The organism is Thiomonas arsenitoxydans (assembly GCF_000253115.1).
In the GTDB taxonomy this organism is placed as follows: domain Bacteria; phylum Pseudomonadota; class Gammaproteobacteria; order Burkholderiales; family Burkholderiaceae_C; genus Thiomonas; species Thiomonas arsenitoxydans.
Genome location: NC_014145.1, coordinates 1,478,472 through 1,494,430 on the forward strand (window position 1 = coordinate 1,478,472; position 15,959 = coordinate 1,494,430).

Below are 15,959 nucleotides of genomic sequence, written 5' to 3' on the forward strand. Positions count from 1 at the left end.
CGGCATTACAACACCTCGCGGGCAGGCATCATCCAGACTGTCTGCGGAATGATCGGCAACGGTGTAAAAAATGACAAAGCGCAGGAGGGGTCAGATGACCGACTTCAAATAAACGCCAGCCGCACGGCGCCCCAATGACGGCCGCCCACGCTCACCGGGCGCGATAGCTCCTGCATGATCTCGCCGGTATCGCGGGCATAGACCTGCAGCAGATAGGGGTTGGTGTTTTGCGCGGCGGCCAGACCCACCGGGTCGTTGAACAGTCGCATGGAGCGGTTGCCCGCCAGATCGGTGGCGTAGTCGCCGGTCAGCGGGCGATCGAACACGCTGTTGTGTGCCGCGGCGTAGCCGTTGCGGTCCACCAGCAGCGCAAAGCGGTATTGCTCGCTCTTGCCCAGCCAGGCGTCTTCGATGGGCTGGATGCGGCTTTTGATGAACTCGGTGAAGCGGGTGCGGAATTTCTGCGGCTTGGTTCCGGGCACCGGCTCGTACTGTTCGTCCCACAGCGCCTGCTCGGTGAGCGCGCCGCTGGCCAGCGCCTGAGCGAGTGCGGCCTCGATCTCTTTGCAAACGGCGTCGAGATCGCGCATCACCTGGCTGGTTTTCGAGGCGGTGACGAATTGCGTGGCCGCCTCGAACAAGGTCTGGCTGGCGTTGAGCGACTGCTGCACTTCGTCGGCAATGCGCTCGCTGGTGGCGATGGTCTGGTTGGCGCTGGCCTGTACCGTGCTGGACAGTGCGGCGAACTGGCCGCTAATGGTGCGCACGGCGTCCACCTCGTGACCGAGTTGGGTGTAAACCTTGTTCACGCCGGAATTCATCGCCTCGATGTTGCGGGCGATGTCCTGGAAATTGGCCGACATGGCTGTGGCCAGCGCTTTGCCGTTGTCCATCTGCGCGGCGAACTGCTGGGTCGATTGCGTGACCACTTGCAGGCTGCGGCTGACTTCGGCGGCGAAGGTGGCGATGCTCTGCACCGATTGCTGCGTGTTCATCGCCAGCTTGCGGATTTCTTCGGCCACCACGGCAAAGCCGCGTCCAGCCTCGCCCACGCGGGCGGCTTCGATATTGGCGTTGAGCGCCAGCAGGCTGGTTTTCTGCGCGATGTCCTTGATGACTTGCGTGACCGCGGTGACTTGCGCAAAGCCTTTGCCGAGCGCCTGAATTTCGGTCTGGTTCTGGCTCGTGGTCTGCGCCAGTTGCTCGAACACCGCATTGGCCTCATGCGCCTCGCGCGCGCCGCGCGTGCTGAGCAGGGTGATGCTTTGCGAATCGGCCCGCAACGCCTCGGTCTGGCCCTGCACCCCGACGATGCCGCGGATGAAGGTTTCCAGGCTTTCGCCCATGGCGCCGATGCGCTCGGTCTGCTCCTTCGCATGCCTTTGCGCGTCCTGCGTGGCGGTGCGCGCCTCGAAGCTGATGCGCGCAATGCCGTAGGCCACCCCGGTGGCGTTGTGCGTGGTGGTATCGACCAGATGCGTGACCAGGGCGAGGAATTCATCCAGACCCGCACCGCATCCTTGGGGCGCCGTTTGCCGCAGGTCGACCGGGCGCTGGGTGAGCAAGTGCTGCAGAAATTCCGCCGGGGTGTTGCTACTGGCTTCTGCTGGGGGTGCTGAGGGCGTGGTATCCATCGGTCGATTCGCTTTGTTAAACCGCTTGAATGAAAAAACGGGAGCGTTCAGGCGTGCGCGGCAATCGCCTTGCGAATGGTCTGCGCCAATTCGTCGGCGACGAACTTCGCCACATAGGCATCGGCGCCCACGCTGCGGGCATGGTCCTCATTGGCCGAGCCCGACAGCGAGGAGTGGATGACCACCGGAATGTTCTTGAAGCGCTCGTCCTGCTTGATGTGGCGGGTGAGGGTGAAGCCGTCCATCTCGGGCATTTCCAGGTCGGTGAGCACCAGCTGCACCTTGTCTTCGATGCGCTTGCCTTCGGCGCGCGCCTCGTTCGCCAGGGTTTGCAGGCGCTCCCAGGCTTCCTTGCCGGTTTTGGTGCTGACGAAGGGCGCGTGCAGTGCCTGCAAGGCCTTCTCAATCTGCGCACGGGCCACATAGGAGTCGTCGGCCGTGAGAATGACCGCGCCGGGCTTCAGCCCCAGCGCCGGGCCCATATTGTGGGTGTCTTTCACCTCATGCACGCGTGAGGGCAGCACGTCGCGCAGCACCTTTTCCACGTCGAGCACCAGCGCCAGCCGGGTGGTCTGATCGTCTTCCAGGCGGGCGATGCTGGTGACCATGCCGCCCACGGCATTGGCCTCGGCCGACAGCACCTTGCTCCATTCCAGCCGCACGATTTCTTCAACCTCTTCCACCGCGAAACCCTGCACCGAGCGCTCGTACTCGGTGACCACCAGAATGTTCAGCCCGGTCTTGGGCACGCAGCCGACCACGGCCGGCAGGTCGATAACGGGGATGATCTGCCCGCGGATATTGGCCACGCCCAGCACATGCTTGGGCGCACCGGGCATGACGGTGACCTGCGGCATCACCAGCGCCTCGCGCACCTTGAATACATTGATGCCGAACAGCTCGCGCCGCGACGATTGCGGCTCTTCGCCAAGGCGAAACAGCAGCAGTTCGAATTTATTGGTGCCAGCGAGGTTGGAACGCTCGTCGACTTCTTGCAAGACGTTGGAATTCATGGTGGGGTCCTGTGGGCTGCAATGAATGAATCAGGGAATCTGGCGCATCAGCGCTTCCAGACGGTCGGTGATGGTGTCGCTCAAGGCTTCCAGCCGGGTGGCCAGCTCGGTGGTGCGGGCAGTGTTGTCGGTGCGGATGGCTTCGACCAGTGCCTGGCCGGTGCGGTGCACGTCCTGGTGAACGGAATCGACGCCGACAAAGCCGGCATCGCTGCCAAAGTAGCCCGCGCCCGCACCGAAGTACCACTTGCCGAAGAAGCAGCCGTGGAAGTTCGACACATCCATGTCGATCTTCTCTTGCTTCTGCGCCGCGGTGAGCAACTGGCCGATCCACTGGTAGTGCATGGCCAGCGAGACCCGCAGGGTGACGGCGGGGTCAAGCCACTTCGACACCGCGGTGACGCCGGTCTTGAGCTGCTCGCGTGAGGTGCGGATGAGGGTCATCATGGCCTCGAAGCGTTGCACCAGCACCTGCATCAGCGCGGCGGCCTGTTCGGCATCCAGGCGCTGGCGGTCGGCGTCGCTGACCAGTTGGCGCATCAGAGCGGTCTGCTCGGTCGTGACGGTGCGTACCTTGCCGAGCATGCTCTTGACCTCGACCAGTGTTTCGCCGGTGTTGGTGACCAAGGCGCCGACACGCTGCACCCGTTGCACCGAGCGCGCCATGTCGGTGCCGACGTCGGACGACTGGTCGCGCAGGTTATGGGTGAGTTCTTCGATTTCGTGGGTGATGCGGGCAGTTTTGCGCGCCAGATTGCGCACCTCGTCGGCCACCACGGCAAAGCCGCGCCCGTGTTCGCCAGCTCTGGCGGCCTCGATGGCGGCGTTGAGCGCCAGCAGATTGGTCTGCGAGGCGATTTCGCTGATGCCCGCAGTGAGCGTCTCGACTGAGCGCACCGCATCGACAAAGCCGGTGAGCTTGGCTTCGGTGTTGGAAATGAAACGCGACACATCGGCCACTTCTTCAAGCGTGGTGGAAATGGATTTTTCACTGTGCTCGACCGATTCAGTGGTGGCGTCGACCCGGCTGCGCAAATCGTCGAGCTGGGTTTGCGCGGTGTGGGTTTGCAGGGCTGCGCCTTGCAGCCGCGCCGCCATATCGCCCACCCGCTGCGACAGGCCGTGGATGTCGTGGTCGAAACCGGCGGTGCGGCTTTCGGCGAACGCGAGCGACTGGGTGGTGGTGCGCAGCGCGTCCACGCCGTGCAGCAACATCTGCCGCACGCCGCCGAGCTTGCGCACCCAGTCGTCGGCGTCGATCAGGTCGATGTCGCGCAGCGCGGCTTCGCCCTTGCCGCTGATCAAATCGAGCACGGCTTGCAGCACCCGTTCGCGGTCTTCGCGCACGCGCTCAAGCAGCCCGCCGGGGGGGACTTGAGCTCCGGTGTTGACTGACGTTTGTTTTTTCTCACGGCCACCCTCCCCACCCCAACCCTCCCCACCCTGTGGAGAGGGAGTCTGGTTGTCTCCTCCTCCACTCAGTGGGGGAGGTTGGGAGGGGGAGGATGCGTCCGCATCCACGATGGTTGCCATGTCGGGGCTGTCGGGTTCCACTGACTGTCTCCGGTTGTCGGGTCGGGCAGGGCTTCAGCCGACCTTGCTCTGGCTCTCGATGGCATCGCTGAGCGCTTGCAGTCGGTCGACGATCAGATCTTCCTGATCGCTGAGTGAGCTGGATAAGCGCGCCACCTGATCGCGCTGGCCGCCGTGCACGGCTTCGAGCAGTTGCTTCGCAGTGGCGTGAATCTGCGCATGCGGCGCTTCGAGCGCGCGGAAGGCGGAGAGGCCGCCAAAAGTCGCCACGCCCTGGCTGTCATACCACTTGCCCAGGCGGCAGTTGTGGTGGTCGGTGACTTCCGTGGGCAGCTGGGCCTGTTTGTCTTTCGAGGCTTCGGCCAGAATGTGATTGACAAAGTCTTTGTGATCTTCCTGCGCCGACTGCAGCATCATGCGCGTGGCGCTGGTCTGCATATTGCTGACCTGATTGTTCATGCGCACCACGACCGACTGCACCAGATCGAGCTCCTTGCCCGAGTTGGCGCTGGTGGTGGCGATGTCGTGGGCCTGCTGGCCGATGGCGGTGGTGTTTTCCTCCACCTCGGCGGTGGCGACCTGTACCCGGCGCGCCAGATTGCGCACTTCGTCGGCCACCACGGCAAAGCCGCGGCCATGCTCGCCGGCTCTGGCGGCCTCGATGGCGGCGTTGAGCGCGAGCAGATTGGTCTGGTAAGAGATTTCGCGGATATTGCGCACGATGGCGCTGATGGCGTTGACCTGCTCTTGCAGGTGCGCGACTGCGGCGCCGTTGCCATTGATGGCGCGGCCCACATTGCTAATGGCGGTATCCACCGAGGTCATGGACTGGCCGATGTCGCCGGCCGCGCTGTTGAGGGTGCTGACCACCTCTTTGAGCCGATCGCTCACGGCGCTGACGTCTTTGAGGTGCGACACATCGCGCCAACTGGCATGAAACGCGATGACCTGGCCTTGCGGATCGCGCACCGCAACGAAAATAAGCGCGAAGATCACCTTGCCCACGGCCATCTCCTGCACATGTTTTTCCAGGCTGCCGTCGGCCAGACGCCGCAGGATGGCGCGGATGCGTTCCGGGTCTTTGTGGAACTGGTGAATGGAATGGTGCAGAGCGTTGCGCACGTCGGCGCCGCGCAGGGCTCCGTTGAGAGTGGTGTGAAACCGCTCCATGGTTTCGCGCGCGGTGCGGTTCATGTAGAACACGCCGTTTTCCATGGCGGCGTTGGCCTCGGCCAGCATTTCCAGGCTGTCGAGCGGTTCCAGAGCTTGTTGCAGATAGTGGAGGGCGGTGGCGTCCATGATGGTGACGAGAGAGATTAGGGTGAGATGGGGGGCGGGCTTACTCGATGGCCGAGCCGACCTTGAGCGCGTCGAACCAGTCAATGAAGCGCTTGACGTTCTGGCCGGTATAAATGGCGCCGTGCTGCGGGGCGAGAAAGTCGATGTCCATCTTCGAGACACGCTCGCACCAGTTGCGCTTGGCCGCCATCGACGGCATCCAGCGTTTATGGAAATACTCGGCGGACTTGATGTGCTCGTCGAACGCGGCGGGTGATTCGATGTTGCGGCGATCGACGAAGGGCGCATGACCGGCGGGCAGCAGCGCCGCGCCCACATCGCCGCAGAACAGCACTTTGGCGAAGGCGTCATAGACGTGGAAGTTCGCCGAAGAGTGCAGATAATGCGCGGGGACGAACTGCAGCCGGGCGGAGCCCAGAGTCATTTCGCCGCCTTCATCGGGAATGTCGCGCAGATCGGCGTCGAGCGCGCCGTAATGGCGGATAAAGCCGCTCCACAGCTTGGGCACATGCCAGGCGATGGTCGGGCTGCAAGCGTTCCACAGCGGCAGGCTGGAGGCGATGTCGGGGTCTTGATGGCTGACGAAAGCGGCTTTGAGCGAGCCGGGTGGGGCCACTTCGACCAGGGCGCTGAACACCTGCGGGAAGATCTCGAATCCGCCCGGATCGAGGATGAGGGTTTGGTCGTCCACGCTCAAGGCATAGACGTTGGAGTCGATGACGCGGCGCTCGTCCTGGTCGTAGATGATGTTCCAGTGGTGGTTACCCTGGCTGAAAAATTGCAGCGATTTCATTCGATGATCCTTTCAATTTGTTCGCGATAGGTGCGCAGCAATTCCTGCACGCCGCTCACAGACCGATCCATTTCCAGCGAGACCTGCGCCAGCGGCGCGCTGACCGTGCCTTTCAGCGCCGCTTCGATGCGGCCGTTGACCACGACATAGTCGAGCTCGGCAATGACGGACTGAAAGCGGTCGAGCGCCGAGTTCAGCGCCAGACCGGCGCGGCGGCTGCCCGCGGCGTGGCGATCCTGCATGTCGGCGTGCTGGCGCATGCGCTCGGCCAGTGAGGGGCAATGCACGGTGGCGGCGTTGTGAATGTTGCGCAGGCTCTCCATCTGCTGCGCATCGCGCAGGGTTTCCATAAAGTGCAGCATCAACGGGTTGATGAGCTTTTGCACTTGTTCGGCGGCAGCCTGCATGGCCTGCGCGCCTTCGCGGAAAGCCTGCGCCACCACGCCGTAGCCGGCGAGTTCCTTGCCGTGGCGCTTGACCAGCACCTGCGCGTTGAGCGCTTTGCGGTCGATTTCGCGCAGGCGTTTTTTCAGAGCGCCCTGAAAGGCGTAGGTGGCATCAGCCACGGCGATGAAGTCGCGGCGCAGGGTGTCGAGAGATTGGTCGTCCATGATGGGTCAGCTCTTGCGTTGCACCCGGGCCAGCGCGGCGCCGTCGAGAATCAATACCACCTCGCCGTTGCCCGAGATGGTGGCGCCTTGGTAGAGGGTGTCGTTGGTGGAGATGTCCAGTGGCTTGACCACCGAGTCTTCGGTGCCCATGGCCTCGGAAACCACCAGCAGCCCCTGCTCGATGAGAATGCCCTCGCTCTGGTCTTTGAGCAGCTCGATCGGGCGGTCTTGCAGCAGTTGGCCGAGATCGATGTAGGGCACGACGCGGTTGCCATCGACCTGCACCATCAGCCGACCGGAGATGGAGTGCACCTGCTCGGGGTCGATGGCGAGCAGGTTTTCTATGGCCGCCACCGGCAGGGCGTAGGTTTCGCGCCGCAGGCGGAAATACAGCACCGGCAGCACGGCCATGGTGAGCGGCAACTCCAGCGTGAGGGTGCTGCCCTTGCCCAGCGTGGTGTCGATGTCGATGCGGCCGCGCAGCGAGGCGACGGTGGAGCGCACCACATCCATGCCGACGCCGCGGCCGGAGAGTTCGCTGACCTGCTCTTTGGTGGAGAAGCCGGGCAGAAAGATGAGTTCGAGCATCTCGCGCTCAGACAGTCGCGCGGCTTCCTGCGCGGTGATGACGCCTTTGGAAATGGCGTGCTGCATGATTTTTTGTGCATTCATGCCGCGACCATCGTCGCCCACCTGAATCTGCACCTTGTCGCCCAGATGGCGGGCGAGCACGCGCAGCACGGCCTCCTCGGGCTTGCCGGCCTGACGGCGTACCTCAGGCTCTTCGATGCCGTGGTCGAGCGCGTTGCGCACCAGGTGAATGAGCGGGCCGGAGAGCGCATCGACCACGGTCTTGTCGATTTCCACGTCTTCGCCCTCGATGTCCAGCCGCACTTTTTTACCCAGGCTGCGCGAGGCGTCGCGCACCACCCGGGGCAGGCTTTGGAACAGGCGCTTGCACGGCTGCATGCGCAGGCGCATGACGGTGTTTTGCAGGTCGTTGACGGCGAGATCGGTTTCGCGCGCCAGCCGGGCCAGGGCTTCGTCTTCCTGCGCCATGCGGGCCACGGCGGCGCTGAGTCGGTTGCGCAGCAGCACGAGTTCGCCGACCTGGTTCATCGCCTGGTCGAGCCGGGTGGAATCGACGCGGATGGAGCTTTCTTCGGCGGCGCTGCCGTTGGCCGAGCGTGCCGACGGTGCCGCGGGCTCGGCTTTTTGCGCGGCTTTTTGCGCAACTTCGGGCGCTGGCGCGCTGGCCTGACCTGGGGCGTGGCCAGCGCCGTGAATCTGGTCGAGCACGCGCTCGAACTCGTCCTGGGTGATCTCGTCGTCGGTACGGCTGGCCGGTGCCGCAACGGCGCCAGCAGGTGCCGCGCCCGGCGCCTGGCCTGTGCCGTAGAGGTCGTCGAGCACGCGCTCGAATTCGTCTTGGGTGATGGAGTCGCCGTTTGCGGAGGCGGAGGCGGGGGAAGTGGGCTCGGCGTCGGCGGTGCGGCGTTCGGCAAACAGCCCGGTGCTGCCGCTGTCGCGTTCGGTCTGCGTGACCCAGAGGCCTTCCCGCGTGGTCTCGGCCGGGGGAGCGGAGCTGGGCGTGGGACTGGGCGACTTGGCCGCTTCCTTGGCCACTTCAGGCAGCGCGGGCGTTTCGCCGCGGGCGAAAGCCTGGATGTCTGCGCCCAATGCGGCCGGGCCGGGGGGGGGATTTTCGCAGCGCGCCATGTCGTCGAGCATGGCGGTGATGACGTCGGTGGCGCGCAGGATGGCGTCGATCATCGGCGCGGTGGCGCGCAGTTTGCCGCTGCGCATTTTGTCGAACAGGTCTTCGAGATGGTGGCACCAGTCCACCATGTTCTGCGCTTCGAGAAAACCGGCGCCGCCCTTGAGGGTGTGGAAGGCGCGGAAGATGGCGCTGAGCGCTTCGCTGTCGTCGGGCTGGGATTCCAGCCGCAGCAACTGGTCTTGGGCCTGGCTCAGCAGCTCGCGCGATTCGGCGAGAAATTCCAGCAGGATGTCGTTGTCCATGATGGTGGGGCGGAAGGTTTCAGATGCCGAGGTCGCGCAGCAGGGCGTCCACGTCATCCTGGGCAAAGGAGGGTCCGGCGTAGGTGGGAACTCCGTTGAGCGGCGCGGCGCTGTCGGCCGCCGGGGCCGAAGCCTCGGGAGTGGCCGCGGGTTGAAGGTGCGGGCCGAGTTGCTCGACGGCGGCACGGATGCGCTGCTCCACCGCCTGCAGCAGATGGATGGTTTTTTTCAACCGCTGCCCGGCGAGATCCTGCCCCTGCTGGCTGGCGAGAATGGTGTGGAACTGTTGTTCCAGGCGGTCGAGGCGCTCGTCGATGAAACCGCCGTGCGTGGCGCGGATGGCGGCGATTTCGGTGAAGCCGTTTTCCACCGCTTCGAGTGTGGACATGGCCTGGGTTTCGGTCAGGCGCAGCGCTTCTTCGAGCGGATGGCTGGCCTCGGGCAGATCGCTGGAGGCGGCCATGATGCGGCGCACGCCTTCGTGCAGCAGGGCGTCGGCCTCGGTGAGCTTGTGCAGCGCGGTGGAGGCGGCCGCGGGCTGCGGCGTTTGCGTGGTGGCGGCGTGGTCGAGACTCATTGGGCCGCTCCCGCCGCCGCGTTGAGGCGCGCCATGATGGCGTCGAGCTTTTCTTTGAGCGTCTGTGCGGTGAAGGGCTTGACGATGTAGCCGTTCACCCCCGCCTGCGCGGCGGCGATGATGTTTTCTTTCTTGGCTTCGGCCGTGACCATGAGCACCGGCAGGCTGCGGATGGCGGGGTTGTCGCTGGCGCGGATGTGTTTGAGCAGGTCGATGCCCTGCATCACCGGCATATTCCAGTCGGTGACGACGAACTCGATACCGCCGGCCTGCAGCCGACGCCAGGCTTCTTCGCCGTTTTCCGCCTCGTCGATATTGCCGGTCACATAGCCGGTCTGCATCAGCAGGCCGCGCACGATGCGGCGCATGGTGGGAAAGTCGTCAACAACCAGGAATTTCAAGGTGGGCCTCGTAATGGTTTTGTCTTGCGTTTGGAGTAACGGCACGCGGGGCGGGAACTTGAATCGCTTTGGCGGCGCGGCCATGGAAATCGAGGCGGACTTGTTTCAGGTCAACAGGATCGAATGTTTCGCTTGCCTGCCCTTGGCTTCGATCAATAGCATGGCGCCCCATGTATGAAAAGTTGAATATCTCAGCCGAGCCGCCAGCGCCCGCCGAGCAGCAGGCGGCCTTGCGTGCGCTGCTTGCTGCGGTGCAGCCCGATCTCAATGGGGTGGTCGAGGCTTTCATCCGGCAGTTCTACGACGAGCTGCTCAAGCAGACCCGGTTTTCGCGCGTGCTCAAGTTGTTGTCGGAGACCGAGTTTTCGCGCCTGCGCAGCAACCAGGAGCGCCATCTGCGCAGTCTGTTTGTCGGCAGCAGCGAAGCTTCGGTGCGGGTGGCGCGGCATGTGGGGCGAGTGCACGCGCTCATCGGGCTCGATGCGTCGTGGCTGGTCGAGGCTTACGGGCTATACACCCGCTTGCTGATCGGTCACTTTGCGGCGTGGGTCGAGCCGTCGGAGCGGGCGGCTTTGCTGCGCTACTTCATCACCCGACTGCAGGATGAGTTGCAGTGGCAGATCGAGGGGCACGAAGACATCGTCCGGCAGTTCGACGCGGCGCTGGTTCGCATCGACGCGGCCATTCTCACGGCGCACACCCTCAGCGATCTGTTGCGCGCCGTGCTCGGCGCGCTGGAAAACATTGAGGGTGTGCTGGCGGGCACGATTGGGCGGCCTGATGCGGCAGGCGTGGTTCAGTTCGAACACGCCTTCGGCAGCCGCTTCAAGTCGCTCTACCTCGACCGCATCGACTCGGGCGAAGCCGCGTTCACCACGGTGCGCGGCGATGCGGCGGAAGGCTTGGGCGTCTCGGGCCGCGCCTGGCGCAGCCGCGAGGTGCAGTACACCGCGTCGTATGCCTGCGATCCGGCGATCCTGCCCTGGAAGGATGTGGCGGACGAGCTGGGCGTGCGCAGCGCCGTGTCCATTCCCATTCTCGACGCCTCGGGCCAGCCCATTGCGTTGATGGATCTTTACAGCAGCTATCCCGGTTTTTTCACCAGTTCGACGCGCCGGGTGTTCGTCGAGCATCTGCAAAAGGTGCTGGGCTTGGCGTTTGCCCGTTATGCGCATAGTCCTTCGGGCGTGGTGCCTTACGCGCGACGGCAGTTCTATGTCGATCTGCTCGATCATTCGGGCCTGCAGATGCGGTATCAGCCCGTGGTCAACCTCAAGACGGGTCGGCCCGAGAAATTCGAGGCGCTCGCGCGGCTGCAGCGGCGCGATGGCGGCGAGCTGATCGCGCCGGGTGAGTTTCTGCCCGTGCTGGGCGCGCACGATATGTGGCGCTTGTTCAGTCTGGGCCTGGAGCAGGCCTTGCATGCCCGGCAGCGCTGGGCGCAGCAAGGCGTCGACCTCGATGTGTCGGTGAACATGCCACCCGTGGCGCTGAGCGATCCGCGTTATGTGGAGCGGGTGGAGCAACTGCTGCGCAGCCATGCGCTCGATCCGCGCCGCCTCACCCTGGAATTGCTGGAAAGCAGCGATCTCGACATTTCGGAGCGGCGCGACGCGCTCTTGGCGCGGTTTCGTGCCACCGGCGTGCGTCTGGCCGAAGACGATCTCGGCTCAGGCTACAGCTCGCTGCTGCGGCTCGACAGCTTTCCGTTCGACGAGGTGAAGATCGACCAGGGCCTGCTGGGCGGGTTGGGCAAGGCGCCGCGCCGGGCGCTCGATTTCATCCAGCATCTCACCCGGCTGGCGCACGATCTGGGCAGCACCGTCGTGGTCGAAGGGCTGGAGTCGGCCGGGCTGGTGGAGGCGGCCATCATTCTGCAGGCCGACGCCGGGCAGGGCTACGGGCTGGCTCGCCCCATGCCCGCCGACGCGGTGGTGGACTGGGTGCACGGATTTCATTTGACGATCAACCGCGATCATCCCCGCACGGCCCTGGGCATCTACGCGGCTCATCTGTTGTGGGAGCAGCGGCTGGCCTATATGACGCCCTGGCCCGACGCGCTGCCGCTCGCGGCCCGCGCCGCCACCGCCTTGCATCATTACATCGAGGTGGAGGGGCTGGAGGGCGGGCCGCTGCACCTGGCCTACCAGCGCCTCATCAGCGCCCTGAGCGAGGGGCTGGAGACGCCGGCATTCGCCCGCGCGCAGCAAGACATGCGTCGGCAGCTCGACCTGCTGGTGCGCGCCGAACTGGGGCAATGAAGGGGCGATAAGGGGGGCATTCGGCGGGAATTGCCAAAAAAGTCACACTTGCCCTAAAGTCCGGCAAAAGCGTGACGTTGAGCACTCCAACAGGAGAGAATGCCACCATGATTCCCATCCAGAATTCCCCCCTATCCAGCGCCTCGACCGCCGCCAGCGGCTCGGCTGCGGCTTCGCGGCGCGCGGGCTCGGTTGTCGGCTCGGTTGCCAATCCGTCGGTTAATCCGGCGGGCGCGGCGGCCACCGAACAGGTCTCCATCTCGGGGGCCGGGCAAATGCTCAACCTTGCCAGCACGCAGGGCGCAACGCCTCCGGCCAGCGACGCGCGCATCAGCGAACTGCAAAACGCCATTCGCAGCGATCAATACGTGGTCAATCCGCAGCGCATCGCTAGTGGTCTATTGCAGGACAGCCAGGCCCTGATCGGCGCGACCAAGCCTGCTTCCAACTGATCTGAACCCGCCATGTCGCAGTCGGTCGATTCTCTGCTTCGCCTGCAACTCGACAAGTTGCAGGCTTTCGACCGCTTGCTGATTGAAGAGCATGCCTGCCTGCTGCGCGCCGCCACAGATCAACTGCCCGCGCTGACCGAGCGTAAAAACAGCCTGCTGGCCGAGATCGACGCGCTGGAGCGCGAACGCATCGTGCAGTTTGGCGCGCAGACCGAAGCGGGCGCTACATCCGCTCCCCCCTTGTGGAGCGCGGTTCAAACCCTGGCGCGCAGCATCGCCGAGGCCAATCAGCGCAACGGCGCCATGATCTCGGCGCTGATGCGCAGCACCGAAGGGGCCTTGCAAATTTTGCGCGGCAACGCTGAAGGCGTCGATCTTTACGGCGCTCACGGCCAGGGCCAACCCGGCAACGGCCCGGTTCGCCTGCAAGTCAGCGCCTGACAACCGACCCGCCGGGCTCGATGCATGCTCATTCTGACGCGCCGCCCCGGTGAAGCCATCCGCATTGGGGACAACATCCGCCTGGTCGTGCTGCAGTCCGCGCCCGGCAAGGTGCGCCTCGGCATTGAGGGTCCGCTTGACTTGCGCATTCTGCGCGAAGAACTCTATGCCCAGATCAGCCAGGGCAACCAGGCTGCGGTGGCGCCGCAAGGGCTGTCTCTGGCGCAATGGGTTTCTGGGTCGGTTGACGCCCCGGTTGACCTGCCCCCTCATGGAGAGTCGAGTTGAGCCTAGCCCAGCCAGAATCCGTTACGACAAGCGCGCTTGCGCAAGTTGGCACAGCGCCGAGCAACGCCATGGAAGTGGCCACGCGCTTTGGCTTGCTTCCCGTTGGGCAAAATCAAATCTGGACGGTGTCGTCGCCGCTGCCGGGATTCGAGACCCTGCAGCGCTTTGTGCTCATCGGCGTGCAAACCGAGCGGCCCTTCTTGTGGCTGCAGTCGATCGACGATGCGGGGGTGAGCTTTTTGCTCGCGCCGGCAGCGCATTTTGGTTTGCGCTATGCGCGGATCGACGCGCAATCCCTGCCTATGGTGATGGTGCTTCTGCCCACGCAGAGTGGGCAGCCGCTGCGCGCGCACGGACAGGCGCCCTTGGTGTTTGATGCGCAGTTGGGGCAGTTCGAGCAGCACATCGTCGAGGCTTCCGAGGTGGAGGGCGATGGTGTTTTCGCGCCCCTGACCGAAGTGCTCGTGCCGCCAGGGCTGATGTCGCGACTGCTGGTGCTGAATCCGCAGTAACGAGGCCGCAGTAACCAAGTCGCAGCAAGGGCGGCACCTGGCAGCCGCCCGGTTCAGCGCCGAGCGTCTCTCAGCAGTTCGCGGTCGCGCCGCTGCACGTACTGTTGCAGGCGCTGCTCGAAGGCCGGGGCCATGTTCAGAAACTGAATGCCGAGCGGGCGCATGGGCTGCCGGGTTTTGGTGTCTCGCAACGCCCCGACAAAACGCACCTCTGCCTCCACCGCCAGCTCCACATCTTCCAGACTGAAGCGCACCATGGGGATGTATTCGCCAGTGGTCAAGGCGTAGTCGAGTGCCGAGGGCACCAGCAGACGCATGCCGTTGACGCTCAGGTCGTGGCATTGGCCGTAAAGCGGTTTGGCACCGCGGCGCTGAAGGTCCACCGTGCTCAGATCGCCCGGTGCGACGGTCACGCGGAAAAAATTGCGTCGCTGCAGGTAATAGAGCTGCTCGGGGTAGGCGATGCGCAGCGCGCCATAACCCTCGTAATCGATGCGCTCGATCAGCTTGGACTGAAAGCCGACGAACACGCCTTCATACCGCCCGATGGTGAAAAACGGCGCGCCATTTTCCAGTCGGCGGTTGCCGCCGTCGGGGGTGAGTTCATCGATGATCAACCAGTGCTTGGGACGGTTGACCACCAGCAGCGCCGAGCTGAATTCCTCGGCGCGATCATGCGGCAGCACGGCCAGTGGCTCGTGGCGCTCGATGATTTTGTGCAGCACATGATCGGCCTTCTGCTCGGAGTTGACCTGATATTCCTCGCGGAACAATTTGGCGGTGACCTCTTTCATGGAGAGCCTTGTCAGATGCCCAGCTCTTCCACCCAGGCGAGCGCGGCCAGATGAACGGAACTGACGCGCCAGCTCTGAATGCCCAGCGCCATGGCGAGGAAGTCGATGTTGTCGAAATCGCGTTGCTCGACGGCGCGGGTGAGCTGCAGATAGCTGCCGAAAATGCCGGTGTTGTCTTTCAAGGCCATGACGATGGGCTCGGACAGGGTGATTTCGGACAGCGCCTTTTCCATCGGCACGCCGAGCATGACGTCGAGCATGGAGAAGATGCCCACCACGAAAGCATTGTCGGCATCTTCGTCGGAAAGCGTGCCCTTGGCCAACAGCTCCATCATGCGGCCGCGGGTGATGGCGGTGCGCGCGATGGCCGGAGAAGCGGCATTGCCGGGCACGGTGGCGAGCAGCAGTGCGAGCCAGCGGAACAGCTTCTTGTAGCCCAGAATGGCGGCGGCATGGCGGAACGAGGTGACTTCGGACATCAGCCCGAAACCCGAGGAGTTGATGTAGCGCAGCAGCTTGAAGGACAGCGCCGGGTCGCGCTTGAGCACCTGCTCGATCTCGTTTAGTTCGGCTTGCCGCATGACCAGATTCATCAGTTGCAGCACATTGGCGTGCGCCGGGTTGATGACCTTGGCGCTGATGGTCTGCGGCCGGGCGAAGTAATAGCCCTGAAAGAAGTGAAAACCGGCGTCGAAATAGGTCTTGAACTGCTCGGGCGTTTCCACGCGTTCGGCCACCAGACGCACATTGCGCTGGCTTTCGGCCTTGCGCTGCAGGGCCACGGCCACGTTGGCCGAAAGGCTCTGAACATCCGCCTTGATGTAGCTGAGAAGCGGCAGCCAGGCGGCATACAGCGAGGCGGCGGCGAAGGGGCCGGCCGCAAGATGAAACCCGCGTTCGCGCAGCGGTTTGAGCTGGGCGGCGACCTCGGCGATGCCGGTGGGGTCGTCGCCATAGATGCGCGGCACTTCGAGCACGATGCGATCCGGGAAAACGATGTCGAGATGTTCGGCCTTGAGGTCTTCGACCACGCAGTTGATGAAGGCGAGTTTTTCGCCGAACAGCCTCTCGGCGCCGATGTTGGAAAGGGCGTTGAACAGCAGCACGCTATCGCTCTCGGCACTGTGCTGGGCGGGCGCGTGTTCGGCCGTGCCGCTTTCGCGTGCGAACAACTCGTAGCCGACGATCTGCTGTTTGCGGTCGACGATGGGCTGGCGCGCGATGTGTGCTTGCATGACCGCGCCCTGTGCTTCGGGCGCGTCGTTGTCTGGCGAGGTGAGGGGGCTGTTCATGGGAACGGAAAATGGAGTCTCGATCGTTGCGTTGAT

General features: G+C 64.2%; 16 protein-coding genes and 1 pseudogene. 5 read left to right on the forward strand and 12 right to left on the reverse strand.

Annotation, left to right across the window (positions count from 1 at the left end; all coding sequences use genetic code 11):
* Nucleotides 1–104: 104 nt before the first annotated feature.
* The 10 genes and pseudogenes from THI_RS06795 to THI_RS06835 form a co-directional block, all read right to left on the reverse strand.
* Nucleotides 105–1,634, reverse strand: a complete 1,530-nt coding sequence (locus THI_RS06795; protein WP_013105511.1) for a methyl-accepting chemotaxis protein — start codon at nucleotides 1,632–1,634, stop codon at nucleotides 105–107.
* 47 nt (nucleotides 1,635–1,681) lie between these two features.
* Entirely contained in the window at nucleotides 1,682–2,647 is a 966-nt protein-coding gene (locus tag THI_RS06800; protein ID WP_013105512.1) for a chemotaxis protein, read from the reverse strand.
* A 30-nt stretch (nucleotides 2,648–2,677) separates the two neighbouring features.
* Nucleotides 2,678–3,994 (reverse strand): methyl-accepting chemotaxis protein, encoded by a 1,317-nt coding sequence (locus THI_RS06805; RefSeq protein WP_269450360.1) that lies wholly within the window; start codon nucleotides 3,992–3,994, stop codon nucleotides 2,678–2,680.
* A gap of 240 nt (nucleotides 3,995–4,234) precedes the next feature.
* Nucleotides 4,235–4,639, reverse strand: a complete 405-nt coding sequence (locus THI_RS19610; protein ID WP_408033240.1) for a CZB domain-containing protein — start codon at nucleotides 4,637–4,639, stop codon at nucleotides 4,235–4,237.
* Between the two features lie 21 nt (nucleotides 4,640–4,660).
* A pseudogene (locus THI_RS19495) lies at nucleotides 4,661–5,479 on the reverse strand (methyl-accepting chemotaxis protein); the annotation flags it as partial.
* 40 nt (nucleotides 5,480–5,519) lie between these two features.
* Entirely contained in the window at nucleotides 5,520–6,272 is a 753-nt protein-coding gene (locus THI_RS06815; protein WP_013105515.1) for an oxygen-binding di-iron domain-containing protein, read from the reverse strand.
* Nucleotides 6,269–6,883 (reverse strand): hypothetical protein, encoded by a 615-nt coding sequence (locus tag THI_RS06820; protein WP_013105516.1) that lies wholly within the window; start codon nucleotides 6,881–6,883, stop codon nucleotides 6,269–6,271. Before THI_RS06820 ends, THI_RS06815 begins: the two co-directional genes overlap by 4 nt.
* Nucleotides 6,884–6,889: 6 nt before the next feature.
* The gene (locus THI_RS06825; protein ID WP_013105517.1) at nucleotides 6,890–8,905 is read right to left on the reverse strand and encodes a chemotaxis protein CheA; all 2,016 of its coding nucleotides are present in this window, start codon (nucleotides 8,903–8,905) and stop codon (nucleotides 6,890–6,892) included.
* 19 nt (nucleotides 8,906–8,924) lie between these two features.
* On the reverse strand, nucleotides 8,925–9,482 hold the full coding sequence (locus tag THI_RS06830; RefSeq protein WP_013105518.1) for a protein phosphatase CheZ: 558 nt from the start codon (nucleotides 9,480–9,482) through the stop codon (nucleotides 8,925–8,927).
* On the reverse strand, nucleotides 9,479–9,898 hold the full coding sequence (locus THI_RS06835) for a chemotaxis response regulator CheY (protein WP_041608586.1): 420 nt from the start codon (nucleotides 9,896–9,898) through the stop codon (nucleotides 9,479–9,481). The genes THI_RS06830 and THI_RS06835 overlap by 4 nt, the downstream gene beginning before the upstream one ends.
* A gap of 155 nt (nucleotides 9,899–10,053) precedes the next feature.
* Here THI_RS06835 and THI_RS06840 point away from each other — a divergent pair, with 155 nt between their 5' ends.
* The 5 genes from THI_RS06840 (at nucleotide 10,054) to fliW (ending at nucleotide 13,837) form a co-directional block, all read left to right on the forward strand.
* The gene (locus THI_RS06840; protein ID WP_013105521.1) at nucleotides 10,054–12,144 is read left to right on the forward strand and encodes an EAL domain-containing protein; all 2,091 of its coding nucleotides are present in this window, start codon (nucleotides 10,054–10,056) and stop codon (nucleotides 12,142–12,144) included.
* Nucleotides 12,145–12,251: 107 nt separating this feature from the next.
* Nucleotides 12,252–12,596 carry a flagellar biosynthesis anti-sigma factor FlgM gene (locus THI_RS06845; protein WP_013105522.1) on the forward strand — a complete coding sequence of 115 codons (345 nt, stop codon included), beginning with the start codon at nucleotides 12,252–12,254 and terminating at the stop codon, nucleotides 12,594–12,596.
* Nucleotides 12,597–12,608: 12 nt separating this feature from the next.
* On the forward strand, nucleotides 12,609–13,037 hold the full coding sequence (locus THI_RS06850; protein ID WP_013105523.1) for a flagella synthesis protein FlgN: 429 nt from the start codon (nucleotides 12,609–12,611) through the stop codon (nucleotides 13,035–13,037).
* Between the two features lie 24 nt (nucleotides 13,038–13,061).
* Complete coding sequence (locus tag THI_RS06855; RefSeq protein ID WP_013105524.1) at nucleotides 13,062–13,325, forward strand: carbon storage regulator; 264 nt, start codon at nucleotides 13,062–13,064, stop codon at nucleotides 13,323–13,325.
* A 68-nt stretch (nucleotides 13,326–13,393) separates the two neighbouring features.
* Nucleotides 13,394–13,837 carry a flagellar assembly protein FliW gene (gene fliW, locus THI_RS06860; protein WP_041608932.1) on the forward strand — a complete coding sequence of 148 codons (444 nt, stop codon included), beginning with the start codon at nucleotides 13,394–13,396 and terminating at the stop codon, nucleotides 13,835–13,837.
* Nucleotides 13,838–13,890: 53 nt separating this feature from the next.
* Here the strand turns inward: fliW and THI_RS06865 are convergent, their stop codons facing one another.
* Both THI_RS06865 and THI_RS06870 read right to left on the reverse strand, forming a co-directional pair.
* Nucleotides 13,891–14,631, reverse strand: coding sequence for a flagellar brake protein (locus THI_RS06865; RefSeq protein ID WP_013105526.1), 741 nt, complete (start codon nucleotides 14,629–14,631; stop codon nucleotides 13,891–13,893).
* Nucleotides 14,632–14,642: 11 nt separating this feature from the next.
* The gene (locus tag THI_RS06870; RefSeq protein WP_013105527.1) at nucleotides 14,643–15,923 is read right to left on the reverse strand and encodes an EAL and HDOD domain-containing protein; all 1,281 of its coding nucleotides are present in this window, start codon (nucleotides 15,921–15,923) and stop codon (nucleotides 14,643–14,645) included.
* Nucleotides 15,924–15,959: the final 36 nt, after the last annotated feature.

Bases quoted from the DNA above. Each gene is read 5' to 3' on its own strand.
- THI_RS19610 (WP_408033240.1), bottom strand. From the start codon at position 4,639: ATGAACAATCAGGTCAGCAATATGCAGACCAGCGCCACGCGCATGATG.
- THI_RS06815 (WP_013105515.1), bottom strand. From the start codon at position 6,272: ATGAAATCGCTGCAATTTTTCAGCCAGGGTAACCACCACTGGAACATC.
- THI_RS06845 (WP_013105522.1), top strand. From the start codon at position 12,252: ATGATTCCCATCCAGAATTCCCCCCTATCCAGCGCCTCGACCGCCGCC.
- THI_RS06850 (WP_013105523.1), top strand. From the start codon at position 12,609: ATGTCGCAGTCGGTCGATTCTCTGCTTCGCCTGCAACTCGACAAGTTG.
- fliW (WP_041608932.1), top strand. From the start codon at position 13,394: ATGGAAGTGGCCACGCGCTTTGGCTTGCTTCCCGTTGGGCAAAATCAA.
- THI_RS06870 (WP_013105527.1), bottom strand. From the start codon at position 15,923: ATGAACAGCCCCCTCACCTCGCCAGACAACGACGCGCCCGAAGCACAG.
- THI_RS06795 (WP_013105511.1), bottom strand. From the start codon at position 1,634: ATGGATACCACGCCCTCAGCACCCCCAGCAGAAGCCAGTAGCAACACC.
- THI_RS06820 (WP_013105516.1), bottom strand. From the start codon at position 6,883: ATGGACGACCAATCTCTCGACACCCTGCGCCGCGACTTCATCGCCGTG.
- THI_RS06865 (WP_013105526.1), bottom strand. From the start codon at position 14,631: ATGAAAGAGGTCACCGCCAAATTGTTCCGCGAGGAATATCAGGTCAAC.
- THI_RS06840 (WP_013105521.1), top strand. From the start codon at position 10,054: ATGTATGAAAAGTTGAATATCTCAGCCGAGCCGCCAGCGCCCGCCGAG.
- THI_RS06800 (WP_013105512.1), bottom strand. From the start codon at position 2,647: ATGAATTCCAACGTCTTGCAAGAAGTCGACGAGCGTTCCAACCTCGCT.
- THI_RS06855 (WP_013105524.1), top strand. From the start codon at position 13,062: ATGCTCATTCTGACGCGCCGCCCCGGTGAAGCCATCCGCATTGGGGAC.
- THI_RS06825 (WP_013105517.1), bottom strand. From the start codon at position 8,905: ATGGACAACGACATCCTGCTGGAATTTCTCGCCGAATCGCGCGAGCTG.
- THI_RS06830 (WP_013105518.1), bottom strand. From the start codon at position 9,482: ATGAGTCTCGACCACGCCGCCACCACGCAAACGCCGCAGCCCGCGGCC.